The following is a 24,361-nucleotide window of genomic DNA, read 5'->3' as shown; positions in this document are numbered from 1 at the left end:
TTCACCGCCACGGTGGCGCCGGTGGCGCCCGGCGCCGGCACCCCCACGGGGAACGTCACCTTCGACTTCGGCGACGGATCGCCGGCCGGGAGCGGCAGCCTCGCCGGTGGCACGGTCACGGTCACCCACACCTACGCCAGTGCGTCCGGCAGTCCGTTCACCGTCACTGCCACGTACGGGGGCGACGGCGACTTCAGCGGTTCGGCCGGCACCGGCGCGCACACCGTCAGTCCCGCGGCGACGACCACGGCTCTGAGCGATGTGCCGGATCCGTCGGTGGTGGGTCAGCCGGTGACGTTCACCGCCACGGTGGCACCCGCGGCGCCGGGCGCGCCGACGGCCACCGGGACGGTGGTGTTCGACTTCGGGGACGGGAACGTCTCGGCTCCGGTGGCCGTGGTCGGTGGTGTGGCCACGACCACGCACGCCTACGCCACGACCTCGGGCTCCCCGTTCCTCGTGGCTGCCGTGTACAACGGGAACGGTGATCTCACCGGATCCTCGGCAACGGGCAGCCACACCGTCAACCCGGCGGCGACCACCACCAGCGTCTTCGACGACCTGCCCGACCCCTCCGTGGTGGGTCAGCCGGTGACCTTCACCGCCCGGGTCGCGCCCGTGGCCCCCGGAGCGGGAACTCCCACCGGGACGGTGGTGTTCGACTTCGGGGACGGGAACGTCTCGGGTCCGGTGGCCGTGGTCGGTGGCATGGCCACGACCACACACGCCTACGACACGAGTACGGGATCTCCGTTCACCGTCGCGGTCGCGTACAGCGGTGACGGTGACTTCACCGCATCCTCGGGCTCCGGCGGTCACACTGTCGACGCGGCGGCGACGACCACGGCTCTGAGCGATGTGCCGGATCCGTCGGTGGTGGGTCAGCCGGTGACCTTCACCGCCACGGTGGCGCCGGTGGCTCCGGGCGCGGGGACCGCCACGGGGTCGGTGGTCTTCGACTTCGGTGACGGATCGGGCACGACCACCGCCACGGTGACGGGTGGCGTGGCCACGGCCACGCACGTGTACACCGACGTCGCGGGCAGTCCCTACGCCGTCACCGCGGCCTACGGCGGTAACACGGACTTCACCGGGAGCACCGCGACGGGCACCCACACGGTGGACCAGGCCACGACCACGGCGACAGTGACGTCCGCTCCCAATCCGTCGGCCGTGGGCGAGGATGTGACGGTGACCACCACGGTGACCGCGGACGCACCAGGTGCGGGGACGCCGGCAGGAACCGTGACACTCGACTACGGTGACGGTACGCCGCCCGTCACCCAGACCCTCGCCGCCGGAGCGGTGACGGCCACGCACGCGTACGCGGACACGACGGGCAGCCCGTACACCATCACCGCGACCTACGGCGGTGACGCGAGTTTCGCCGGGGACACCGCGACGGTCACGCAGGTGGTCCAGTGAGGGCCTAGCCCCCTTCAACAGCAGCAGATCCGCTGCACGGCGAACGCGTCGGCGCCCGGCCGGTCTTCCGGCCGGGCGCCGGCGTGTCCGCTGCGAAGTCCCTCTGTTCGCGGGCAGGTCATCGGAGCGGCCCGCGGCAGTCAGGCCTGAGTGGCGTGCAGTCCCTCGGCAGGGCCGTTCACCGGTCGGGCCGCACCTGTGAGATCGAGGACGAACAGCGGGATGCCGAGGGAGTCCGCGCGTGCCCGGGCATCGTCCGCGTATCCGGTGAGGGAGAAGTACACGCAGGCCGCGGAGTCCGTCATGGCGGTCAGCCACAGGCACTCCACGTCCCGCAGGGAGGCGGGCCGCGCGGCCGGGTCCACCTGCGCCAGTAAGCCCCGGGCGGCCAGGCCGATGCCGGAGGGCGGACGCTGGTCGGCCCGGCGGATGTCCTCGTAGCCGAGCCAGCGCAGATACAGCGCGGCGTCGGTGACCGCGTCACGCGCGGTGCGGATGGCGACGGGTTCGAAGGGCGGCCGGGCGAGTGCGGGAGGCGTGTCCCTCCTGGCGCCGTGCGGGGGCGTGTTCGTGACGGCGATGCGCAGTACCGTGCCGCAGGGGCAGCCGAGTTCCGGGCGCGGCCACTGGTCGCGGCGGCCGCAGGACGCGCAGCGGACGGTGATCCAGTCCTCGTCCCAGACGCGGTGCGCGACCGGAACGGGCGCGGCCCTGCGGTCCAGCGGCGGCGCGAGAGGCGCTCCGCACGCGCACGGATACGACGGCGCGGCATAGACGTGCTCACGTCGGCAGGCCGGGCAGCGCACCGGCACGGTCTCGGGCATGGCCACTCCAGGAGTCGCATCGAGGTGGCGGTCGAGGCAGCCTCCCATGGTGCTCCCGGTCACCCTCCGCTGTCCGGGACTTCGGACACCGCCGGACTCCTCCTTGCCCTCTCTTGACGCCCCTGAGGCCCCCCTCTACATTGCTTCCAGATAGTAGAAGTTTGATTCCGCAATACGGAATAGAAACTGGAGAGCTACGGAAGAGCTCCCGCGGGGCGCGACGGGCGTGCGAATCCGGCAGCCGATGACAGCTGAAGTCAGCCGAAGCAGGAGTACTCGATGGCTCGTATGACCGCTGCCCGCGCGGCAGTTGAGATCCTCAAGCGCGAGGGCGTCACCGACGCGTTCGGTGTGCCGGGCGCGGCGATCAACCCCTTCTACGCGGCGCTCAAGGCCTCCGGCGGCATCACCCACACCCTCGCCCGCCACGTAGAGGGCGCCTCGCACATGGCCGAGGGCTACACGCGCGCACGGCCCGGGAACATCGGTGTCTGCGTCGGCACCTCCGGGCCTGCCGGCACCGACATGATCACCGGCCTGTACTCGGCCATCGGCGACTCCGTCCCGATCCTGTGCGTCACGGGTCAGGCCCCGACCGCCGTGATCCACAAGGAGGACTTCCAGGCCGTCGACATCGCCTCCATCGCCGCGCCGGTGACCAAGATGGCCGTCACCGTCCTGGAGGCCGCGCAGGTCCCCGGCGTCTTCCAGCAGGCGTTCCACCTGATGCGTTCCGGCCGTCCCGGGCCGGTGCTGATCGACCTGCCGATCGACGTGCAGCAGACCGAGATCGAGTTCGACTCCGAGACGTACGAGCCGCTGCCGGTCTACAAGCCGGCCGCCACCCGCGCCCAGATCGAGAAGGCGCTCGGCATGCTGAACGCGTCCGAGCGCCCGCTGATCGTCGCCGGTGGCGGTGTGATCAACGCGGACGCCGCCGAACTCCTGGTGGAGTTCGCCGAGTTGACCGGAACCCCGGTCGTGCCGACCCTGATGGGCTGGGGCGTCCTGCCCGACGACCACGGCCTGAACGCGGGCATGGTCGGCCTGCAGACCTCCCACCGCTACGGCAACGCCACGCTCCTGGAGTCCGACTTCGTCCTCGGCATCGGCAACCGCTGGGCCAACCGCCACACCGGCCGCATCGACGTCTACACCGCAGGCCGCACCTTCGTGCACGTCGACATCGAGCCGACCCAGATCGGCAGGATCTTCGCCCCGGACTACGGCATCGCCTCCGACGCGAAGGCGGCGCTCGAACTGTTCGTCGAGGTGGCCCGCGAGCTGAAGGCCGCCGGCCGGCTGCCCGACCGCGGCGCGTGGGCCGCGGCGGCACAGGAGAAGAGGGCGCGGCTGCAGCGCCGTACGCACTTCGACGACGTGCCGATCAAGCCGCAGCGGGTCTACGAGGAGATGAACAAGGCCTTCGGGCCCGAGACGCGCTACGTCTCCACCATCGGCCTCTCGCAGATCGCCGGCGCGCAGATGCTGCACGTGTACCGGCCGCGGCACTGGATCAACTGCGGACAGGCGGGGCCGCTCGGCTGGACGATCCCGGCCGCACTGGGCGTGGCCAAGGCCGACCCCGGGGCCGAGGTGGTGGCGCTCTCCGGTGACTACGACTTCCAGTTCATGCTGGAGGAACTGGCCGTGGGCGCGCAGCACAACATCCCGTATGTGCACGTGCTGGTCAACAACTCCTACCTGGGACTGATCCGCCAGGCGCAGCGGGCGTTCGACATCGACTTCCAGGTCAAGCTGGAGTTCGAGAACGTCAACTCGCCCGAGCTGGGTGTGTACGGCGTCGACCACGTCAAGGTCGCCGAGGGGCTGGGGTGCAAGGCGATCCGGGTGACCGAGCCGGGGGAGCTGGGCGCCGCGTTCGAGCGGGCGCGGAAGCTTGCCGCACAGTTCCGGGTGCCGGTGGTGGTCGAGGCGATCCTCGAGCGCGTCACCAACATCTCCATGTCGGTGACCAACGACATCGGCGCTGTCGTGGAGTTCGAGGAGGTGGCGACGGAGGCCGGGCACGCGCCGACGTCCGTCAGGCCGCTGAAGGTCTGACGCCGCGCCGGGCGGCCGGCGGACAGGGGCGGCCCGCCCGCGGGGGAGGGTCGCCCCTTCGTTGTGCGGTGGGGGCGCCTTCCACGTCCCGTGGGGGTGGGGGCTCAGGCGTCCTCGTGTTCCGTCAGGCCCGGCCAGTCCTCGGGGCCGCCGCCCTGCCATTCGATGAGGTCGCTCTCCTCCACCTCGATGCGGTCGAGGTCGGCGAGCCGGAGGATCTCGACGACGTCGTCCAGGTGGGACGCCAGGCCGAGGGTCACGTCTCCCTCGGTCACCCGCCGGGAGCCGTCCAGGGCCGGTGCGTGCACGACGATGTGCGGATGCTGCGTGAGGTTGTCCATACGTTCACCCTCCCGCCGGGGACGCCTCTCCGCACCCTCGCCCACCCCCCGTCTCGGTCGGGCAGAGGTGGCGCACCGCCCCGTGTGCGCATGGCTGTGGCGCCGGACACGAGGTTCGTGTGGCCGGCGCCGTAAGGAGTGGGACAGGCTGTGGCCGCCTCCGGGCGGACCGGGACCGCGGCGGTTGCGACGGAGGCCGGGCGTCTCCCTCTGGCCGGGAGGACGGTTCGGCTCCTTCACCACCGCACTGGCTCGCACACCGCCGCGGTCCTCGCCCCTACCGCACGGCCGGCGGGTGGACGACCAGTCCTTGTCGGGGTCGTCCGGGCCGCCGTGCGGGGCGTACGCGTCCGGGCCGGCCCATGCGGGCCCCTGGACGCGGCTTGCTGCGATTCCGGGCCGCGGTGCCGCCTGGGCGCGACAGGACAGGTGTCGGCGGCACCGCGGCCCGGAAGTCCTCAGACGCGGGCGCCGGACAGACGCTCGACGGCCCGCAGCAGGGCCGAGTGGTCCAGGCCCCCGTCGCCCTGGGCGCGCAGCGACGCGACCAGCTGGGCGACCACCGCGCCCACCGGCAGCGCGGCGCCCACCCTGCGGGCGGCGTCGGTGACGATGCCCATGTCCTTGTGGTGCAGGTCGATACGGAAGCCGGGCTTGAAGTCGCGGTCGAGGAAGTTGTCCTTCTTGCGCGTCAGCACGGTCGAGCCGGCCAGCCCTCCGCCCAGCACGTCCAGCGCGGCCTTCAGATCCACGCCCGACTTCTCGAGGAAGACCACGGCCTCGGCGCACGCCTGGATGTTGACGGCCACGATCAGCTGGTTGGCGGCCTTCACGGTCTGCCCCGATCCGTGCGGGCCGCACAGCACGATGGTCTTGCCGAGCGCCTCGAAGAGGGGCCTCGCCTCGTCGAAGTCGGCCTGCTCGCCGCCGACCATGATGGAGAGGACCGCCTCGATTGCGCCGGCCTCGCCGCCGGAGACCGGGGCGTCCAGTACGCGGATGCCCTTGGCCCGGGCCGCCCCGGCCAGGTCGACCGAGGTCTGCGGGGTGATCGAGGACATGTCGATCAGCAGGGCGCCGGCGCGGGCGTTCTCCAGGATGCCGTCGGGACCGTAGGCGATGGCCTCGACCTGCGGGGAGGCGGGCACCATCGTGATGACGACGTCGGCGTCGCGCACGGCCTCGGCGATCGAGGAGGCGGTCCTGCCTCCGGCGGCGGCCAGCCGGTCCAGCTTCTCCTGCTCCAGCGTGTGGCCGGTGACGTCGTAACCCGCCTTGATCAGGTTCTCGGACATGGGGGAGCCCATGATGCCGAGGCCGATCCAGGCGATCTTCGGGAGGTTGCTGCTCATGATGACGGGGTGCCTTCCTGACTTCTGGGCGGGGTCGGGGAGTTCAGCGCGCTTCGCGCGGCAGCCACTCGAAGGCCTCGGCGCTGGGGCGGTCGCCCGGCTTGTACTCCAGGCCGACCCAGCCGTCGTAACCGGCCTTCCCCAACCGGTCGAGCAGGTCCTCCAGCGGGAGCGAGCCGGTTCCGGGCGCGCCGCGGCCGGGGCTGTCGGCGATCTGCACATGGCCGGTGACCGGTGCGTACCGGTCGACGACCGCGGGCAGGTCCTCGCCGTTCATGGCCAGGTGGTACAGGTCCATCAGGAACTTCGCGTTCCCGAGGCCCGTCGCCTCGTTGACCTTCTCGACGACCCCTGCCGCGGCCGGCGCCGACACCAGGGGGTAGTGCGGCGACTCCGGCAGGTTCAGCGCCTCGATCAGCAGTGCCGCGCCGATCCGGTCGGCGGCCCGCGCCGCGAGCACCAGGTTCTCCAGGGCGAGCGCGTCCTGCTCGGCCGGGTCCACGCCCTCGGCGCGGTTGCCGTACAGGGCGTTGAGCGCGCGGCAGCCGAGCGACTGCGCGAAGCCGGCGGCCACGTCGACGTTGGCGCGGAACCGCTCCGACTCCTCGCCCGGGACCGACAGCGCGCCCCGGTCGGGGCCGGGAAGCCGGCCGGCGTAGAAGTTCAGGCCGGTGAGCCGTACGCCCGCGTCCTCGATCGCCTTCCTCAGCGCGTCCAGCTCCGGCTGCGCGGGCGTGGGGGTGTCGACCCAGGGCCACCACAGCTCGACCGCGCTGAAGCCGGCCGCGGCGGCGGCCGCGGGGCGTTCCAGGAGCGGGAGTTCGGTGAAGAGGATCGACAGGTTGACGTTGAAGCGCTGGTCTGCGAATCCCATCGGGGCCGCGCTCCCTTCCGTGGTCGCCCTTCCGGCTATTTCGTATAGCGGAAGTTTCTTTCTGTCTGTTGGAAGACTGCCGTCGCCCGTCGTGGCTTGTCAAGGGGTGGGTCCGTCCGGACCGGGGCTGCCCCGAGGCCCCTCGCGCGCGTTAGGTTGAGCCCGTGCGATTGAGAGTGGAGTTCACGACCGAACCCTTCGATCTGGACGAGGCCCCCGCCCACGCGCTGGAGGCCCGCAGGGTCGTCGAGTCGGCGGAGCTGGACGCCGTGGACGTCGGCCCGTTCGGCAACACCGTCGAGGGCCGCGCGGATGTGGTGCTCACCGCCGTGGACGCCCTGTTGCGCAGGACCCTGGACGCCGGCGCCACCCGGATCTCCCTCCAGGTCAACGTGATCGCCGGTGCTCCGGACTCGACGGTCCCGGGCGGGGAGGGGCAGGGGTGACCGGCGACGAGCCCTTCATCGCGGCCGTCAAGCCGCTGGTCGACGCGATCGGCGGCGAGCTGCTGCCCCCGGACGAGGCCGGCCCCGACGACGTGGTGCTGGCCTGGGAGGGCGCCGACGCCGTCGCCGTGCGCCTGCCGCAGCTCGCCGACTCCCTCGACCACATCCTGGCCGCGATGGAGCGCCGCAGGGGCGTGCCGCTCGCGGACCTCGACCGCAAGGCCAAGCAGGAGGTCGTACGGATGCTGGAGGCGCGCGGCGCCTTCTCGGTGCGGCACGGCGTGGAGACCGTGGCGAGCGCGCTCGGCGTCAGCCGCTTCACGGTCTACAACTACCTCAACCGTGAGAAGGAGGGCTGAGCCCGCACATCCGCGGGCCGCACGCCCACGGGCCGCACGCCCACGGGCCGCACACCCCCGCGCCGCACGCCCGTAGGCTCGCGGGCCCGCGCACCGCGGCCCCGCCCACCCGGCCCCGGCCCGTGTGCCGGAATTTTCAACAAAGTGTTGACGCCCTGTTCCCGAGGGCGTTAGCTATCCGCAGCCCGTTCAGCACGAAGGCCGCTCGCGGCCACGGAGGCTGCCGTGACTTCGCATTCCATGCCGCCGGGCCTCGCCCGCCTCAACGACCTCCCGGAACCCGCGGCCCGCGCCGCGCTCCTGGAGGTCTGCGCCGCCACGGAGTGGGCCCACCGCCTGCTCGCCGCCCGTCCGTACGCCACCGTCGACGACCTGTGCGCCGCCGGTGACGCCGCCACGGCTCAGCTGGACACCGCCGGGCTCGAGGAGGCGATGGCCGGACACCCGCCGATCGGCCGCCCCAGGCCCGGCGACCCGGCCTCCGCCCGGGAGCAGCGCGGCATGGCGGGGGCCTCCGACGAACTCAGGGACCGGATGCTCGAACTCAACCTGGCCTACCAGGAGAAGTTCGGCCATGTCTTCCTCATCTGCGCCACCGGCAGGACCGGTGAGCAGATGCGGGAAGCGATCGAGGAGCGGATCGGCAACTCGCCGGAGCGGGAGCGGGAGATCGTCCGCACCGAGCTGGGGAAGATCAACCGCATCCGACTGACCCGACTCGCCGAAGAGGAAGCCTGACCCATGAGCACCGGGACCGACACCTCCGTGGCCTCCGTGTCCACGCACATCCTGGACACCTCCGCCGGCCGGCCCGCCGCCGGCGTCGCCGTCCACGTCTCCGCCCGTCCGGGCCGGGACGCGGACTGGCGGGAGCTCGGTGGCTCGTTCACCGACGCCGACGGGCGGTGCAAGGACCTCCCGGCCCTGCCGGAGGGAACCACCCACGTACGGCTCGACTTCGCCGTGGAGCCGTACTTCGTCGACAAGCAAGCCGAGGCGCAGCAGGACGCCCCCGCGAATCGGGACAGCGGTACCGGCGTGTTCTTCCCGGAGGTGGCGATCACGTTCGCCGTCGTACCGGGCGAGCACTACCACGTGCCGCTGCTGCTCAACCCGTTCGGCTACTCCGTATACCGAGGGAGCTAGCAGACACATGGCAGACAATTCCCGCCCCGCCCGCCCCGTGGTCCTGGGACAGAACCAGTACGGCAAGGCCGAGAACCGCGTCGTCAGGATCACGCGGGACGGCGACACCCACCACATCAAGGACCTGAACGTCTCCGTCGCCCTCTCCGGCGACATGGACGAGGTCCACACCTCCGGCTCCAACGCCAGCGTCCTGCCGACCGACACCACCAAGAACACCGTGTTCGCCTTCGCCAAGGAGCACGGCATCGACTCCGCCGAGCAGTTCGGCATCCACCTCGCACGCCACTTCGTCACCTCCCAGCCGGCGATCCACCGGGCCCGCATCCGCGTCGAGGAGTACGCCTGGGAGCGCATCGAGCACGCGGGACGGGGCGCGCACTCCTTCGTCCGCACCGGCCAGGAGACCCGGCTGGCCCAGATCACGTACGACGGCTCGTCCTGGGAGGTCGTCTCCGGCCTGAAGGATCTGACGGTCCTGAACTCGACCGACTCCGAGTTCTGGGGCTACGTCAAGGACAAGTACACGACACTCCCCGAGGCCCACGACCGCATCCTGGCCACCGATGTCTCCGCCCGCTGGCGGTTCGACTGGACCGACGACGCCGAGAAGACGCCCGACTGGGACGAGTCCTACGAGCAGGTGAAGAGGCACATGCTCCAGGCCTTCGCCGAGACCTACTCCCTGTCGCTGCAGCAGACGCTCTACCAGATGGGCACGCGGATCATCGAGCACCGGGCCGAGATCGACGAGGTCCGCTTCTCCCTCCCGAACAAGCACCACTTCCTGGTGGACCTCGGGCCGTTCGGGCTGAAGAACGACAACGAGGTGTACCTCGCCGCCGACCGCCCCTACGGCCTGATCGAGGCCACCGTCCTGCGCGAGGGCCGCGAGGCGCGCATCCCGGCGGACCTCACCAACCTGTGACGGAAGCGAGAAGGACGAACCATGGCGCCCCAGCGCATCGTCATCGAGAACTGCGCCGTCGCGACCGTCGACGCGCATGACACCGAGTACGCCTCCGGACACGTGATCCTCGCCGGCGACCGCATCGAGTCCGTCGGCGAGGGCCGGGCCCCCGGCGGCCTGGACGGCGTCGTACGCCGGATCGACGCCACCGGCCACCTGGTCACCCCTGGCCTGGTCAACACCCACCACCACTTCTACCAGTGGATCACCCGCGGCCTGGCGACGGACCACAACCTCTTCGACTGGCTGGTCGCGCTCTACCCGACCTGGGCGCGCATCGACGAGGACATGGTTCACGCGGCCGCCCAGGGGTCGCTGGCCATGATGGCCCGCGGCGGCGTCACCCTGGCCATGGATCACCACTACGTGTATCCGCGCGGCTCCGGCGACCTGACCGGCGCGATCATCCGCGCGGCACGCGAGACGGGCGTGCGCTTCACCCTGGCCCGCGGCTCCATGGACCGGGGCGAGTCGGACGGCGGCCTGCCGCCGGACTTCGCCGTCGAGAGCATCGACGACGCGCTCGCCGCGACCGAGGCGGCGATCGACGAGCACCACGACGCCTCCTTCGGCGCGATGACGCAGGTGGCCGTCGCGCCCTGCTCGCCGTTCTCCGTGACCACCGAACTGCTCGGGCAGGGGGCCGAGCTGGCCCGCCGCAAGGGCGTGCGGCTGCACACCCACGGCTCGGAGACGGTCGAGGAGGAGAAGTTCTGCCACGAGCTGTTCGGCATGGGCCCCACCGACTACTTCGAGTCGACCGGCTGGCTCGGCCAGGACGTGTGGATGGCCCACTGCGTCCACATGAACGACTCCGACATCGCCGCCTTCGCCCGCACCGGCACCGGGGTGGCCCACTGCCCCTCGTCCAACGCCCGCCTCGCGGCCGGCATCGCACGGGTCCCCGACATGCTGGCGGCCGGCGTCCCGGTCGGCCTCGGCGTGGACGGCACCGCCTCCAACGAGTCCGGCGAACTCCACACCGAGCTGCGCAACGCCCTGCTCGTCAACCGCCTGGGCCCGCACAGGGAGGCGGCGCTGACGGTCCGTCAGGCACTTCGCCTGGGCACCTACGGCGGCGCGCAGGTGCTCGGCCGCGCCCAGCAGACCGGCTCCCTGGAACCCGGGAAGCTGGCCGACCTGGTGCTGTGGAAGCTGGACACCCTCGCCCACGCCTCGATCGCCGACCCGGTGGCCGCGCTGGTCCTCGGCGCCGCCGCCCCGGTCACCGCCTCGTTCGTGGGCGGCCGGCAGATCGTGGCGGACGGCCGTCTGCTGCACGTCGACGAGGACGCCGTCGCACGCTCCACCCGCGAGCAGGCCCAGCGGCTCGCGCGCATCGCCGCGCGGGACTGAGCGGCCGTGGTGGCTCTTTGGCCGGAAGCCCTCCGGCCAAAGAGCCACCGCCCAAGAACCCCGGCCGGGAGGGACGGCTCCCGGCCGGCGGCCGTGGACCCGAGCGGTCCGCGGCGGGCCGTCTCCGGGGCGCGCGTGGCAGCGCGCCCCGGAACGGTCCTCCGTCGTCCACCCGGGGGCCCTGCCCAGGGCCCCCGCCCCCGGTCCCGCACGACCACACACGCACCACCTCCCTGAACCCACGTCAACGACGACGTGTCCACCGACCGGAGGAGCCGCCGTGGCCGCTCACCGCACGTCCAGCGACGAGATCGACGAGGCACGGACCCCGGCCGGGTCCACCCATCCCGTCGACGAGAAACTACCCGCCCTGAAGATGGCCACCAGCGGCCTCCAGCACGTGGCCGCCATGTACGCGGGCGTGGTCGCCCCACCCCTGATCGTCGGAGCGGCCGTGGGCCTGTCCGGCGCCGAACTGACCTTCCTGACCGGCGCCTGCCTGTTCACCGCCGGACTCGCCACCTTCCTGCAGACCCTCGGCATCTGGAAGATCGGCGCCCGGCTGCCCTTCGTCAACGGCGTCACCTTCGCCGGGGTCGCCCCCATGACCGCGATCGTCGCCTCCACCAAGGACAAGTCCGACGCCCTGCCGGTCATCTTCGGCGCGGTGATCGTGGCCGGACTCCTCGGCTTCCTGGCCGCCCCCGTCTTCTGCAAGGCGATCCGCTTCTTCCCGCCCGTCGTCACCGGCAGCGTGATCACCCTGATCGGCGTGTCCCTGCTGCCCGTCGCCTTCGGCTGGGCCCAGGGCCCCGACCCGGCGGCCGGCGACTACGGCTCGGCGTCCCATCTCGCCCTCGCCGGGGCCACCCTCCTCCTCGTCCTGCTGCTGCGCCGCTTCACCCGGGGCTTCGTCAAGCAGATCGCCGTCCTCCTCGGCATGGTCGGCGGCACACTCGTCGCCATACCGTTCCGGATGGCCGACTTCGGCCCGGTCACGGACGCCCGGCTGATCGGCTTCCCCACCCCCTTCCACTTCGGCGCCCCGCAGTTCCAGCTCGCCGCGATCCTGTCGATGTGCGTGGTGATGGTGGTGTCGATGACCGAGTCCACCGCCGACATGCTGGCCCTGGGCGAGGTCGTCGAGCGGCCCGCCGACGAGCGGACCATCGCCGCCGGCCTGCGCGCCGACACCCTCGGCTCCGCGCTCAGCCCCCTGTTCAACGGCTTCATGTGCAGCGCCTTCGCGCAGAACATCGGGCTGGTGGCGATGACCCGCATCCGCAGCCGGTTCGTGGTCGCCTTCGGCGGTGGCTTCCTGGTCCTCATGGGACTGTGTCCCGCGGCCGCCTCCCTGATCGCCGTGGTGCCGCGTCCGGTGCTCGGCGGGGCGGGCGTGGTGCTGTTCGGCTCGGTGGCCGCGAGCGGCATCCAGACGCTGGTGCGGGCCGGACTGGACAAGGACAACAACGTCCTGATCGTGGCCGTCTCGCTCGCCGCGGGAATCATCCCGATCACCGCGCCGCACTTCTACCACTCCTTCCCCCAGACCGCGCGGATCGTCCTCGACTCCGGCATCTCCACCGGCTGCGTGGTGGCGGTCGTGCTCAACCTCCTGTTCAACCACGTCGGCAGGGGCGGCGAGGCCCGCGAGGTCACCCATCCCATGGAGACGGCCGAGGAGATCGCGGCCGTCCACTGAACCCGCTCAGTCACCTCGCCCGCGGGGTACGGCCGTTGCGCCGTGCCCCGCGCGCGGCCGCGGGGCGGCGGGGGTTCACAGGCCGAACAGGACCGGATCCGTCGTGAGCTCCTTGAAGTACTCCCGCGGGTCCGCGACGAGTCTGCGCGCCTTGAGGTCCATCAGTCCGCCGACCGCCGAGATCTCCGCGGCGACGGTGCCGTCCGTCTTGCGGACGGTCTGGGCGATGGTGAACGTCTTGCCCGTGCCCCATTCGAAGGCGCAGGTCACATCCACCTCGTCACCGGCGAGCAGCTCCCTCCGGAAGCGGATGGTCGTCTCCAGGGCGACCGGCCCCACGCCTCTCGCCACGAGGTCCGCCTGACCTATCCCCGCGGCCTGGAGCAGCGACCAGCGGGCGTGCTCCGCGTAGTTGAGGTAGACGGCCTGGTTGAGGTGGCCCTGCACATCGGTCTCGTACCCGCGCACGGTCACCCGGACGGAGAACGGCTCGCTCACTGCACTCCCTCACCTCGTACGAATGCTCTGGTCTGCCGATCCTGGCACGCGCCTCACACCCTGCGGGGCGAAGCCAGCAGATACCGCGCCCTCGTACGCGGCTCCGTGTACTCGCCGGCCTGCCAGCCCGCCGCCTCCAGCGTGGCCGCGCAGGCCCTCAGCACGCCGGTGTCCGGCCCGTACACGGCGACCGCCTCGGGCTGCGGTGTCGCCCGCACCCGGTAGCCGTCGCCCTCCGGCCCCGCCGCACGGTGACCGGCCGCCTCCAGGGCGAGCGCGGCGGCCCGCACCAGATGCGCGCGCTCCCAGTCGCAGGGCCGGCCGGTGTCCGCGTCCGGGTTGGTCATCCGGCGCAGCTCCAGCAGCCCTTGCCACGCGCTGTGCACCTCGCGCGCCCGCGCCGGGCCGGCGGCCGCCGTGTCCTCCTCCCCGCCGACGCGCGCGGCGAACACGCCAGTGGAAGAGGGTGGTTCGGCCGGCCGGGCGGGGTCCTCGGCGCCGGGCGGCGACTCACGTATCCGGTGACCGGCCGGGGTGAGGAAGTGGTCGTGCGGCGGGCGCGGGTGCCGGAAGGCGAGCCCGCGCTTCACCAGCGCTGCGAGCTGGGCCTCGGTCCCCCGGACCCGCCCGGTCCCGGGATCGGCGCCGTCGATGACGCGCCGCTGGGCAGCGGTCGGCGGTCGTGTCACGACGAACTCCTCCCCTTTGTCCATGGCCGCGGCAGCCTCTGGTCCGAAGGCCGGCGAGCACCACCCCGACCCACTCGAAGACTACGACCCACCACTGACAACGCCCCCGGCACTGACACGGACCCGCCCCGACCCGCGGCTCACCCCCGGCCCCTGGCCCGCAGCGAGCCCACGCCCCAGGCGCTGCGGCCTGCCCGCGGCCCGCGGCATGTCCATGGCCCGCGGCCTGTCCATGGCCCGCACATGGCCCACGGCCCGCGGTCTGCTCCCGGTCTGGGCCCGTACATGGCTCATGGCCTGCGGACCGCCCACGGCCCCGGGCCCGCGGCCGGGCCCGCTCTTACGCCTGAGGTGTGGGTCTGATGTTCCAGCCCGCTATCACCGGGCGGCCGTGTTCCGTGCCGAGGCGGCATACCGTGCCCGTGGCCAGTTGGAAGAGGGCGCCGGCCTCGGGCGCCAGGCCGAGTCTGCGGGCGGTGAGGACGCGCAGGAAGTGGCCGTGGGCCACGAGCAGCACGACTCCCTCGGTGTTGGCGAGCGCGGCGTCGACCTTGCTCAGCACGCGGTCGGCGCGCTCACCGACCTGTTCCGCGGTCTCACCGGGGTGCGCCGGCGGCCCCGGCACCACCCCGTCGGTGAACAGGAACCAGCCGGGCCGGGTGCGCTGGATCTCGACGGTGGTGACGCCCTCGTAGCCGCCGTAGTCCCACTCGCGCAGGTCCGAGTCGATGCGGGCGTCGTGGACGCCGATCAGCTCGGCCGTCTCGCGGGCCCGCTGCAGCGGGCTCACGAACACCGCGCCGATGCGGTGCGAGCGGATGAGCGGCACCAGCCGCCGCGCCTCCTCGCGGCCCCGCTCGGTCAGCGGCACGTCCGTCCACCCGGTGTGCCGCCCGGACCTCGACCACTCGGTCTCACCGTGGCGGACGAGAAAGAGATCACCCACGCCGTCGTTCCGTCCCGTCGTCCCTTCCTGACACGTACGTCAGCAGCCTGTCACACCCGTCCCCGGGCCCGCAGGGCGGACTGCGCCGGACGGGGGCGGGGCACGGGCCGCCCCCGTGGCCCGGCAGGCGCGCTACTGCCGGTAGCCGCCGAGGAAGCGGCCGATCCGCCCGATCGCCGTCTCCAGGACGTCGGCGTGCGGCAGCGTGAGGATGCGGAAGTGGTCCGGGGCGGGCCAGTTGAAGCCCGTGCCCTGAACGACCTGGATCTTCTCCCGCAGCAGCAGGTCGAGCACGAACCGCTCGTCGTCGTGGATGCGGTGCACCTTGGGGTCCAGACGCGCGAAGGCGTACAGCGCGCCCTTGGGCTTCACGCAGGACACGCCCGGGATCTCGTTGAGCTTCTCCCAGGCCACATCGCGCTGTTCGTGCAGCCGCCCGCCGGGCGCGGTGAGTTCCCTGATCGACTGGCGGCCGCCGAGCGCGGCCTGGATGGCGTACTGCGCGGGCGCGTTGGCGCACAGGCGCATGGACGCCAGCATCGTCAGGCCCTCCAGGTAGTCCTTCGCGTGCTGCCGGGGTCCGCTCACCACCAGCCAGCCGGAGCGGAAGCCCGCGACGCGGTAGGTCTTGGACAGCCCGCAGAAGGTGAGGACCACCAGGTCCGGGGCGAGAGCCGCGGCGCTGTGGTGCACGGCGCCGTCGTAGAGGATCTGGTCGTAGATCTCGTCGGCGAAGACCATCAGGCCGTGCCGGCGGGCGAGATCGAGGATGCCCTCGATGATCTCCTTCGGATACACCGCGCCGGTGGGGTTGTTCGGGTTGATGATCACCACCGCCTTGGTGCGGTCCGTGATCTTCGACGCCATGTCGTCCAGGTCCGGGTACCAGTCGGCCTGTTCGTCGCACAGGTAGTGCACCGCCTTGCCGCCGGCCAGGGTGGTGACGGCCGTCCAGAGCGGGAAGTCCGGCGCGGGGATGAGGATCTCGTCGCCGTCCTCCACCAGCGCCTGCACGGCCATCGACACCAGTTCCGAGACGCCGTTGCCGAGGAACACGTCGTCGACGCCGACTTCCAGCCCGCGCTCCTGGTAGCGCTGGGCCACCGCCCGGCGGGCGGAGAGGATGCCGCGCGAGTCGGTGTAGCCGTGCGCCCGCGGCAGCATCCGGATCATGTCCTGAAGGATCTCCTCGGGCGCCTCGAAGCCGAAGAGCGCGGGGTTGCCGGTGTTCAGGCGGAGCACGCTGTGGCCCGCCTCCTCCAGCGCGTTGGCGTGCTCGATCACCGGACCGCGGATCTCGTAGCAGACCTCGCTGAGCTTGCTCGACTGCCGGAACTCCATGCGTCGCTTCCCCTCCGCCATCAGGTGTTGCTTGGTTTTACCAAGTTCGAGCTTGGAAAGTCCAACAACATGTCTAGACTGCGTCGCATGTCACCTCGCCGAAGCTACGACCAGTACTGCTCCGCCGCCCGCGCGCTCGACGCCGTCGGCGACCGCTGGACCCTGCTGATCGTCCGGGAGTTGCTGGCCGGCCCGCGTCGCTACACGGACCTGCACGCGGACCTGCCCGGAGTGAGCACCGACGTGCTCGCCTCGCGGCTGAAGGACATGGAGCGCGACGGACTCACCACCCGGCGCAGGTTGCCGCCGCCCGGCGCCGCCTTCGTCTACGAACTCACCGCCCGCGGCGCCGCGTTGCTGCCCGTGCTGCAGGCGCTGGGGGAGTGGGGGCAGGCCGAACTCGGCGAGCCGCGCCCCACCGACGCGGTGCGCGCGCACTGGTTCGCACTGCCGCTGCTACGCGCGCTGGAGGGCGAGGGTGTCGTCGAAGTCCGCCTGGAAGAGGGGGACTTCCACCTGCACTTGGGTGCGCAGGGCGGCCCCGTCTACGGGGACGGGCCGGCGCCGGGTGAGCCGGACGCCCGCCTGGCGCTGGACTCGCCGACCTGCACGGCTCTCGCCCGGGGCGAGCTGAGTCTGGCGGACGCGGTGCGCGCGGGGCGGATCGAGGTGTCCGGCGAGGGCACTCCGGGCAAGGCACTGCGCGCCCTGCGGGAGGAATGACGAAAGGCCCGTTCCAGAGGAACGGGCCTGCCGTCTCATCGGCATGACGGGCCATCAGGCGTCTGGTGGCACCCGCGTCGGCCGGCCCGGGCCCCGGGTCAGCGCGTAGCCGCCGACGCCCGCGAGGGCGGCCAGCACGGCGCCGATCCCCGTCCACACCCACCGGTCGGACCACCAGCCGGACGACCAGCCGCCGTCCGGCTCGATGCTGGAGAGCACAGCCGCCTTCTTGGAGCCGGAGCCGGAATCGGAGCCGGACTCACTCCCGTTCTGCCGCGAAGTGACCGCGATGCCCGGCACCAGCGGCTGCGCCAGCGAGCCGTCCACCGCAGCCGAGCCGCCGATGTCCTTGGAGTCGACGCGCACCTCGGCGCTCACCGGCAGACCGAGGTCGGAGGACTGGAGGCCGACCGCTGTCAGCCGGATGTAGTACGTGCCCGGCAGCGGGTCGTTGGACCACGCCTCCGACCAGGCGCGGACCGTGCGCAGCACGCACGCGAGCTCCACCGAGCCGGTGCCCTGCGCGGCGGTGCGCGTCTGGGCGCCGTACTGGCAGGACTGGCGGCGCCGCAGGCCGTCGTAGACGTCGATCTGCCAGGTCTGCGACGCGTGCGTGCCCGGCAGCTTCACCGTCGCCGTGACGGTCGGGCGCGCACCGGCGTCCGCGGGGAACGACCAGTACAGGTAGTCGCCCGCGGCGGCGCTCGCGGTGGCCCGCTGCCCCTGCTCGATCTCCGTCGCCGTACGGAACGACGTGCCGGCCTGCGTCGGCGCCTTGGTGTCGCCCGTGGGGCTCGGGGAGGGGGTCGAGTCCGCCGCCGCGGGACCGGCGGCCACCGCCCCGAGGGTGAGGAGCGCGGCGGTCAGTGCGCCGAGTGCCTTTGTGATCCGCATCAGTTGGTCCTCCAGACCGCGATCCGCCAGCGCGACACCCAGCCCCACACCAGTCCGGCCAGGAAGCCGACGAGCACGAGCACGCCGAGCAGCCACCAGCCCCGGCCCAGGCCGAAGGCGGCCACGTCGGCGGCCTTGTCCGGTCCGTCCACCACGTCCACGGTCAGCTCCAGCGGCAGGCCCGGCGTGGTCTTCACGCCCGGCGCGGCCGAGAAGGAGTTGGTGACCTGCAGGCACACGGTCTCGGCCGGGGCGTTGTTGTCGTCGCTCTCGGGCCTCGGGTAGCGCAGGCCCGTGGACATCACGTCGGTGCGGCCGTTGCCCGCCGCCTCGCCGCGCACGATCTCCCGGCCGTGCACGGTCACCGCGCGCAGCAGCACCCCGTAGTCGGGGCTCACGGTGCGGTCGTCGGCCACGCTCACCGAAGCGCGCAGTTCCTGCCCGGGATTGACGTCCACGCGGTACCAGCGCTGCTGACCGAACTCCTCGCGGTCGGTGTAGAGGCCGGACTTGAGCGCGGGCGCCTTGGCGCAGTCGGCGGCGCCCTCGGTGGCCACCGGCGTCACCACCGGGTCGGCGGCCCTGTCGACCAACTGGCCGACACGGTCGCTGAGTTGCTCCTTGTGCTGTACGGAGGTGTAGGTGCCGCCGGTCGCGTCCGCGATGCAGCTGAGCTGGTCGCGGGTCTTGGCGTCCGGCACCAGGCCGAGGGTGTCGATGGTCAGGCCGACGCCCTTGGCGGCTATCTCGCGGGCCACCTCGCAGGGGTCCAGCGGCTGGCAGGTGTCCTCGCCGTCGCTGATCAGGACGATACGGCGGGTGCCGTTGCCCCCCTGGAGGTCGTCCGCCGCCTTCAGCAGCGCGGGCCCGATGGGGGTCCAGCCGGTCGGACTCAGCGTCGCCACGGCGGTCTTGGCGTCGGTGCGGTTCAGCGGCCCGACCGGGTAGAGCTGGGCGGTGTCCTTGCAGCCCGTCTTGCGGTCGTTGCCGTGGTAGTTGGCGCCGAGGGTGCGGATACCGAGCTGGACCTCCTCGGGCGTGGCGTCGAGGACCTCGTTGAACGCCTGCTTGGCCGCGGCCATCCGCGTCCCGCCGTCGATGTCCCGAGTCCGCATGGAACCGCTGACATCCAGGACGAGTTCGACCTTGGGGGCGGCCTGGCCGTCGCTCTCGGCGGCGGCGGCGCCGGCGGGCAGGGCGAACCCGGCCGTCAGGGCGGCGAGCAGAGCACAGACTCCCGCCGCCAGCCGTTGTCTTGTGATCATCGGCGGATCTTATTGACCGGACGCGCGCGGCTCCAAAACGAGCGGGTTGGGGAGCTCGGTCCACAGGTCGCCGGGAGTCCCGGGCGACAGTCTCATCAGCGTCAACGCCTTCGTCGGCACGGCGTCCTGACGCAGCGCCAGTAGGTCGGGGGAGCGCGGCAGGTCCCGTACGGCCGACTCCAGGGCAGCGCCAAGTGCCGCCCCCGATCCCGCCGTGCCGGCCAGCGCGCCCGCCACCAGGGAGCCGAACAGCTTGCGGCGCAGGGCCACCGGATCGTCGGTGAGGTTCCTGGCGGGCAGGTCGGGCACGGGGATGCCGCGCCGGGCCAGCCGGGCGGGGCTGACGCGGATGTCGGCGAGGTCGCGGTAGACCAGGCGCAGCGGTTCACCCGATGCGGAGAGGACCACCAGCAGGTTCTGGCCGTGCGCTTCCAAAGCCACGCCCAGTCCGAGCAGGCGCAGCCCGGCCGTGAGCGCGAGCCGGGTGAACTCGGCCAGCCAGGCGGGGGAGCCGGGCAGCTCGGTGCTGGCGAGGGCGGCCACCGGCAGCACGTGTTCGCCGGGGCCCGCGCAGGCGCGCGGCGACTCGCGCCACAGCGCCGCGAGGTCCGGGGAGCCGGCCGCGATCGCGGCCGTTGTGCGGGTGATACGGAGCAGGCCGTCCGTACGTCCGGCCAGATCCTGCCCGAACTCCGACAGGGTCGCCGAAGCCGCCACCGAGCCGACCGAGATGTCCCGCACCGAGGAAGTCAGCCGGGCGGTGAGCGCGGTCTTGACGTGCGGCCCGCCGGGCAGCGCCAGGGTGCGCAGCGACATCAGCGGGTGCGCGGTGAGCGCGCGCTCCTCGCGGGACCGCTTGAGCACGTGGGCCGCCTGCCAGGGATGCACCGGCACGAGCAGCCGCCGCCCGTCGCACAGTTCGTCGGGCCAGACCCCGGAAACCAGGCACTCCTCCCGCGCGACCGGCAGCAGACCCAGCTCCACCGCAGGCCGGTGCTCCGGCCCGTACGCCAGCTGCTCGGCCACCGAGAAACCGGGCCGCGCACGGCAGTTCGGATGGAAGGGGTGGCCGTCGATCACCCGCTGCTCCCACTGCCAGTCCTCGGCGGGCCACTCGTTCGGGTGAGCCTCGGAGGGGGCCGGCCGATCGGCGCGCGACAGCGCCAAGGAGGCGACACTGTGGGCGAGTTCAGCCGCGAAGGCGTCGCCGTGCGGTACGGCGAGGGCCGTCGTCAGGGCCGCCGGATCGTCGTAGGGCGTTCCGTCCAGGTGTACGACCGTCACGTACGCCGCCGTGGCGTACGGATCCGCCGGCGGCCCGCTGAGCCGGCGGCCGTCGCCGAGCCGCAGGACCAGGGTGTCCCGGCACCGCTCCCGGCCGCTGATCCACGGCAGCGGCTCGTGGGCGAGGGCCCGCCACAACCGGGAGAGCACGGCGGCCCGCGCACCGCGCAGCTCCTGCGCGTACCGTGGCACGAGGCCGGGGCGCACGGCGGCCAGCTCCTCGGCGACCTCGGCCTCGGCGGTGGGGGGACGGTGCACGGTCGGGCTCCTCCGGTAACGGTCGGGCTTCACGGTAGTGGGCGCCGGGCAGACATACTGATCACCTTCGCACCGTGTGGACGTATGCAACGAATGGAACGCGAACGCGTGGAGCTCATGCCCCCCAGCGGCGACGTCGCGGCCCGCGCCGACGCGTACGCGGCGGCGCCCCTGCTGAACTGCCTGCTCCGCGAGGTGGCGCAGCCCTGCGCGGACCCGCGGGACCGGCGGGTGTACCGGCTGCCGGGCAGCGGCCGGCTGCTGCGGGTGCGGCCCGGGCGGCGGCCCGCCGGGCCCGAGGTGCGCACGGCGGACGGCTGGCAGCCCCTCGGCCACACCGAGCTGGTCAAACTGGTCGCCGAGGAACTGCGCCGGCACACCGGGCTGTCCAACCACGAACTGCCCGCGGAGATGATCGACAGCCGGGACACCGTGGCCGCGCTGCTGGAGGCCCGCGCACGGGCGACGGCGCCCCAGGACCCGTACACGCGCTCCGAGCAGTCCCTGGTCACCGGCCACCCCCACCACCCCGCGCCCAAGGCGCGCGGCGGCGGCCCGGTCGCCTCCTGGCTGCCGTACGCGCCGGAGGCGTACGCCCGCTTCCCGCTGGCACTGCTCGCGGTGCGCGAGGACCAGGCCGAGGAGGAGGGCGACACCTCGGCCCTGGACGCTCTCGGCCAGGCCCCGCCCGGCTACCGGCTGCTGCCCGCGCACCCCTGGCAACTCGACCTGGTGGGCCGCGACCTCGCCGGCGCCTTCGCCGACGGCCGGCTGCTGCGGCTCGGCACGACCGCGTCCGAGGTCCGCCCCACGGCCGCCATCCGCACCGTCCACGCGCCCGGGGCCGACCTGTTCCTGAAGTTCAGCCTGGACGTGCGCATCACCAACGACGTACGGCGGCTGTGGCGGCACGACCTGCGCCGGCTGCGCCGCACCGACACCGCCGTCGCCCGGGCCTTCGCCGCCCAGGACGAGCCCGCGGCCTGGCTGAGCGACCGCGGGTACCGCACGGCCCGCTTCGCCTTCGAGGAACTGGCCGTCGTCGTCCGCGACGGCCTGCGCGGACACCTGCTGCCCGGCGCGACCCCGCTGCTGGCCGCCGCCCTCGCCGAGGGCTTCGACGGCAACCCCCTCGACGGCCCGCTGGACCCCGATCACTGGTGGCGGGCCTATCTGCGCCAGGTCGTGCCCCCGCCCCTGAACGCCTTCGCCCGGCACGGCGTCGTCCTCGAGGCGCATCTGCAGAACTCACTGATCGCCGTCGACGCCGCCGGCCTGCCGGTCCAGGCCGTCTTCCGCGACGCCGAGGGCGTCAAGCTGCTCCCGGAGGTCTCCCGGCCGTCCGGCTGGGAACGCCTGGTCTACTGCCTGGTCGTCAACCACCTCACCGAGATCGCCGCGGCCCTGACCGAACGCCATCCGTCCTACGACCCCTGGCCCGCCCTCCGCGAGGAGCTCACCCGGCACGACCTCCCCGAGATCGCCGGCCTGCTCGCCTCCCCGGCCCTCCCCGGCAAGACCAACCTGCTGCTGCGCTGGACGGCGGCGGACGGCGCCGCCGCCCGCTACCACCCCGTGCCCAACCCGCTGGTCAGCGCTTCGCCTCGTGGCGCAGCGTGAGGAGGTGATCCACGTCGGGGACGGCCGGCCGGGGTCTGGTGCGCCTGCGGTCCGCCGGCCCGTAGCGGTCCACACCCTCAGACCCGGCTAACACGTGGTCCAGATCCTGATCTCACTGCCGGCGGACACGCTGACGCTGCCGGCTTCGCCGTTCGACGAACACGTGAACGTCGTCTTGCCCTTGGGCCGGACCCTGAATTTGAGATATGCCGCACCTCCGGGTGCGTAGGAGCCGATGTTCAGCCCACGGGCCGTAATGCCGTCGTTGGTGAGTTTCCACTGCGAATCCGTCGCTGAGTTGGCGATGTACGTGCTTCCCATCACGTACTCAGAGCCCTGTGGGATCTCGGCAGATATCAGGACGTTGTCCTGTTGCCGGCCGGTGTTGTTCCGGTACCGCACCTTGTACGTGACGAGTTCCGGCGGGTCGTCAGGGGCCGTGACTTTCGAAATGACCGCACTGACTATTGCGACGATGATTCCGGTCACAAGGGCGACCTTGAATTCGGACGATCTCCACCACGAGGTGGGCTTTTCGCTCATCACCTTACGCATCTCCGAGTCGACGCGGCATCAGCACAGGCGCGAGACCGCTGATCATCAGGGTCGGCGCTTGCTGTCCGCCGTCACCCGTGCCCCCCCGAGCGTCACCCTGTCCAGAGGGCGTGCGCGGGGGAGCCTACCTCCGCTCCACGCTCTCGGCCCGGTCGAGTGCGGCGATGTCCGGGTGGTGCAGGTCGAAGGCGGGGGACTCGGAGCGAATCCTGGGCAGGGTCAGGAAGTTGTGCCGTGGTGGCGGGCAGGAGGTGGCCCATTCCAGGGAACGGCCGTAACCCCAGGGGTCGTCGGACTCGACGTCCTTGCCGGTCCGCCAGACGTTGTAGAGGAAGGGCAGGGTGGACAGACCCAGCAGGAACGCGCCGATGGCGGAGACGGTGTTGAGGGTGGTGAAGCCGTCGGCGGCGAGGTAGTCGGCGTAGCGGCGTGGCATGCCTTCGGCGCCGAGCCAGTGCTGGACGAGGAAAGTCGTGTGGAAGCCGACGAACAGCGTCCAGAAGTGAGTCTTTCCGAGGCGTTCGTCGAGCATCCTCCCGGTGAACTTCGGCCACCAGAAGTAGAAGCCGGAGAACATCGCGAAGACCACGGTCCCGAAGACGACGTAGTGGTCCGGAGATCGCGATGGTCGCCCCGATCAGACCCACGTGACCGAACATCGGCTCGCGGGAGAAGACGGGAGTGACCTCACTGATGATGCCGAAGAACGGCACCGCGATGATGTACACCTCCGGATGGCCGAAGAACCAGAATCACCAGGACGCTGGTCAGCAGCACGTTCCAGCAGAAGATCGGCATGCGGAACATCGTGAGGCCGGGGGCGCGCATGCAGATGATCGTGGTGATGAAGTCGACCGAGCCCAGGATCGTGCCGAACCCGGACAGCGCCAGCCCCGTGATCCACATGTCGCCGCCCACGCCAGGGGAGTGCTGAGCGTCACTCAGCGGCGCATAGGCGAACCAGCCGAAGCTCGCGGCGCCCTGCGGGGTGAGGAATCCGCCCACCGCGATGAGCGAGCCGAGCAGGTAGAACCAGTACGCGAGCATGTTCGGTCTGGGAAAGGCGATCGGGGGCGCCGATCTGCAACGGCATGATCCAGTTCGTGAAGCCGGCGAACAGCGGGGTGGCGAACATGAGCAGCATGATCGCCCCGTGCATGGTGAACGCCTGGTTGAACTGCTCGTTCGAGAGAATCTGCAGCCCCGGCCGGGCCAGCTCGCTGCGCATGATCAACGCCAGTACCCCGCATCGCTGTGGCCATGCGGCCCCAAGGGGGAACCGCTCATTCACAGCACTCCCGCCGGTAGCGCGGCCAGTGGGACCGTCCACGGGACAGCGCGGCCAACTGGGGCCCACCGGCCGCCGGTTCCGACGCCGGTGATCACTCGAGTGCTGCGACACACCTGTGCCTCGCTCATGCTGGAGGCT

The 24,361-nt window shown here is 72.0% G+C and carries 23 protein-coding genes and 1 pseudogene; 11 read left to right on the top strand and 13 right to left on the bottom strand.

From position 1 onward, the window contains the following. The coding region (locus tag IE249_RS29795) for an Ig-like domain repeat protein (RefSeq protein ID WP_229859534.1) at positions 1-1,425 on the top strand (1,425 nt) is incomplete at its 5' end. A 140-nt stretch (positions 1,426-1,565) separates the two neighbouring features. Here IE249_RS29795 and IE249_RS29790 read toward each other — a convergent pair. Further along, the gene (locus IE249_RS29790) at positions 1,566-2,249 is read right to left on the bottom strand and encodes a hypothetical protein (protein WP_189709724.1); all 684 of its coding nucleotides are present in this window, start codon (positions 2,247-2,249) and stop codon (positions 1,566-1,568) included. A gap of 279 nt (positions 2,250-2,528) precedes the next feature. On the opposite strand from IE249_RS29790, the gene gcl reads away from it, so the two are divergent. Beyond that, positions 2,529-4,313, top strand: coding sequence for a glyoxylate carboligase (gene gcl, locus IE249_RS29785; protein ID WP_189709722.1), 1,785 nt, complete (start codon positions 2,529-2,531; stop codon positions 4,311-4,313). 104 nt (positions 4,314-4,417) lie between these two features. On the opposite strand, the gene IE249_RS29780 is transcribed toward gcl, so the two are convergent. The 3 genes from IE249_RS29780 to IE249_RS29770 all read right to left on the bottom strand — a co-directional run bounded on the left by IE249_RS29780 (position 4,418) and on the right by IE249_RS29770 (position 6,880). Further along, positions 4,418-4,654, bottom strand: a complete 237-nt coding sequence (locus IE249_RS29780) for a hypothetical protein (RefSeq protein WP_189709720.1) — start codon at positions 4,652-4,654, stop codon at positions 4,418-4,420. Positions 4,655-5,112: 458 nt separating this feature from the next. Then, positions 5,113-6,006, bottom strand: coding sequence for a 2-hydroxy-3-oxopropionate reductase (locus IE249_RS29775; protein WP_189709718.1), 894 nt, complete (start codon positions 6,004-6,006; stop codon positions 5,113-5,115). A 43-nt stretch (positions 6,007-6,049) separates the two neighbouring features. Next, complete coding sequence (locus IE249_RS29770; RefSeq protein ID WP_189709717.1) at positions 6,050-6,880, bottom strand: TIM barrel protein; 831 nt, start codon at positions 6,878-6,880, stop codon at positions 6,050-6,052. Between the two features lie 164 nt (positions 6,881-7,044). Here IE249_RS29770 and IE249_RS29765 point away from each other — a divergent pair, with 164 nt between their 5' ends. From IE249_RS29765 to IE249_RS29735, 7 genes are all read left to right on the top strand, one after another. Then, positions 7,045-7,326 carry a YkoF family thiamine-binding protein gene (locus tag IE249_RS29765; RefSeq protein WP_189709715.1) on the top strand — a complete coding sequence of 94 codons (282 nt, stop codon included), beginning with the start codon at positions 7,045-7,047 and terminating at the stop codon, positions 7,324-7,326. Beyond that, positions 7,323-7,685, top strand: a complete 363-nt coding sequence (locus tag IE249_RS29760; protein ID WP_189709713.1) for a helix-turn-helix domain-containing protein — start codon at positions 7,323-7,325, stop codon at positions 7,683-7,685. Before IE249_RS29765 ends, IE249_RS29760 begins: the two co-directional genes overlap by 4 nt. Before the next feature lie 225 nt (positions 7,686-7,910). Beyond that, positions 7,911-8,423, top strand: a complete 513-nt coding sequence (gene uraD, locus IE249_RS29755) for a 2-oxo-4-hydroxy-4-carboxy-5-ureidoimidazoline decarboxylase (protein ID WP_189709711.1) — start codon at positions 7,911-7,913, stop codon at positions 8,421-8,423. A gap of 3 nt (positions 8,424-8,426) precedes the next feature. Continuing rightward, positions 8,427-8,831 (top strand): hydroxyisourate hydrolase, encoded by a 405-nt coding sequence (gene uraH, locus IE249_RS29750; protein WP_189709709.1) that lies wholly within the window; start codon positions 8,427-8,429, stop codon positions 8,829-8,831. Positions 8,832-8,838: 7 nt separating this feature from the next. After that, positions 8,839-9,759, top strand: coding sequence for a factor-independent urate hydroxylase (pucL, locus tag IE249_RS29745; RefSeq protein ID WP_189709707.1), 921 nt, complete (start codon positions 8,839-8,841; stop codon positions 9,757-9,759). 21 nt (positions 9,760-9,780) lie between these two features. Beyond that, positions 9,781-11,157, top strand: a complete 1,377-nt coding sequence (locus IE249_RS29740; RefSeq protein WP_189709705.1) for an 8-oxoguanine deaminase — start codon at positions 9,781-9,783, stop codon at positions 11,155-11,157. Positions 11,158-11,467: 310 nt separating this feature from the next. Then, entirely contained in the window at positions 11,468-12,859 is a 1,392-nt protein-coding gene (locus IE249_RS29735; RefSeq protein ID WP_268249729.1) for a nucleobase:cation symporter-2 family protein, read from the top strand. Positions 12,860-12,934: 75 nt separating this feature from the next. On the opposite strand, the gene IE249_RS29730 is transcribed toward IE249_RS29735, so the two are convergent. The 4 genes from IE249_RS29730 to IE249_RS29715 all read right to left on the bottom strand — a co-directional run bounded on the left by IE249_RS29730 (position 12,935) and on the right by IE249_RS29715 (position 16,333). Then, positions 12,935-13,357 carry an acyl-CoA thioesterase gene (locus IE249_RS29730; RefSeq protein WP_189709703.1) on the bottom strand — a complete coding sequence of 141 codons (423 nt, stop codon included), beginning with the start codon at positions 13,355-13,357 and terminating at the stop codon, positions 12,935-12,937. Between the two features lie 53 nt (positions 13,358-13,410). Then, positions 13,411-14,046, bottom strand: a complete 636-nt coding sequence (locus IE249_RS29725; protein ID WP_189709701.1) for a hypothetical protein — start codon at positions 14,044-14,046, stop codon at positions 13,411-13,413. 340 nt (positions 14,047-14,386) lie between these two features. Further along, the gene (locus tag IE249_RS29720; protein WP_189709699.1) at positions 14,387-14,992 is read right to left on the bottom strand and encodes a histidine phosphatase family protein; all 606 of its coding nucleotides are present in this window, start codon (positions 14,990-14,992) and stop codon (positions 14,387-14,389) included. Between the two features lie 132 nt (positions 14,993-15,124). After that, positions 15,125-16,333, bottom strand: coding sequence for a pyridoxal phosphate-dependent aminotransferase (locus tag IE249_RS29715; protein ID WP_189709697.1), 1,209 nt, complete (start codon positions 16,331-16,333; stop codon positions 15,125-15,127). A gap of 87 nt (positions 16,334-16,420) precedes the next feature. Between IE249_RS29715 and IE249_RS29710 the strand changes: the two genes are divergently transcribed. After that, positions 16,421-17,056, top strand: a complete 636-nt coding sequence (locus tag IE249_RS29710; protein ID WP_189709695.1) for a winged helix-turn-helix transcriptional regulator — start codon at positions 16,421-16,423, stop codon at positions 17,054-17,056. 54 nt (positions 17,057-17,110) lie between these two features. On the opposite strand, the gene IE249_RS29705 is transcribed toward IE249_RS29710, so the two are convergent. Genes IE249_RS29705 through IE249_RS29695 form a run of 3 tightly spaced genes read right to left on the bottom strand, consistent with a single transcriptional unit; the run spans position 17,111 to position 20,757 of the window. Then, positions 17,111-17,950, bottom strand: coding sequence for a hypothetical protein (locus tag IE249_RS29705; RefSeq protein WP_189709693.1), 840 nt, complete (start codon positions 17,948-17,950; stop codon positions 17,111-17,113). Then, a complete protein-coding gene (locus IE249_RS29700) occupies positions 17,950-19,215 on the bottom strand; it encodes a VWA domain-containing protein (RefSeq protein ID WP_189709691.1) in 1,266 nt (421 codons plus the stop codon). The genes IE249_RS29705 and IE249_RS29700 overlap by 1 nt, the downstream gene beginning before the upstream one ends. 9 nt (positions 19,216-19,224) lie before the next feature. Then, a complete protein-coding gene (locus IE249_RS29695; RefSeq protein ID WP_189709689.1) occupies positions 19,225-20,757 on the bottom strand; it encodes an IucA/IucC family protein in 1,533 nt (510 codons plus the stop codon). A gap of 117 nt (positions 20,758-20,874) precedes the next feature. On the opposite strand from IE249_RS29695, the gene IE249_RS29690 reads away from it, so the two are divergent. Further along, entirely contained in the window at positions 20,875-22,377 is a 1,503-nt protein-coding gene (locus IE249_RS29690) for an IucA/IucC family protein (RefSeq protein WP_373304486.1), read from the top strand. Between the two features lie 87 nt (positions 22,378-22,464). Here IE249_RS29690 and IE249_RS29685 read toward each other — a convergent pair whose 3' ends face one another. Both IE249_RS29685 and IE249_RS29680 read right to left on the bottom strand, forming a co-directional pair. Then, positions 22,465-22,920 (bottom strand): hypothetical protein, encoded by a 456-nt coding sequence (locus IE249_RS29685; protein WP_189709685.1) that lies wholly within the window; start codon positions 22,918-22,920, stop codon positions 22,465-22,467. A gap of 136 nt (positions 22,921-23,056) precedes the next feature. Further along, positions 23,057-24,178 (bottom strand): annotated as a pseudogene (locus IE249_RS29680) (cytochrome c oxidase subunit I); the annotation flags it as partial. Positions 24,179-24,361: the final 183 nt, after the last annotated feature.

Origin of the sequence: Streptomyces anandii JCM 4720 (assembly GCF_014650655.1) — a bacterium.
Taxonomy (GTDB): Bacteria; Actinomycetota; Actinomycetes; order Streptomycetales; family Streptomycetaceae; genus Streptomyces; species Streptomyces anandii.
This window is presented reverse-complemented; position numbering and strand designations above follow the sequence as displayed.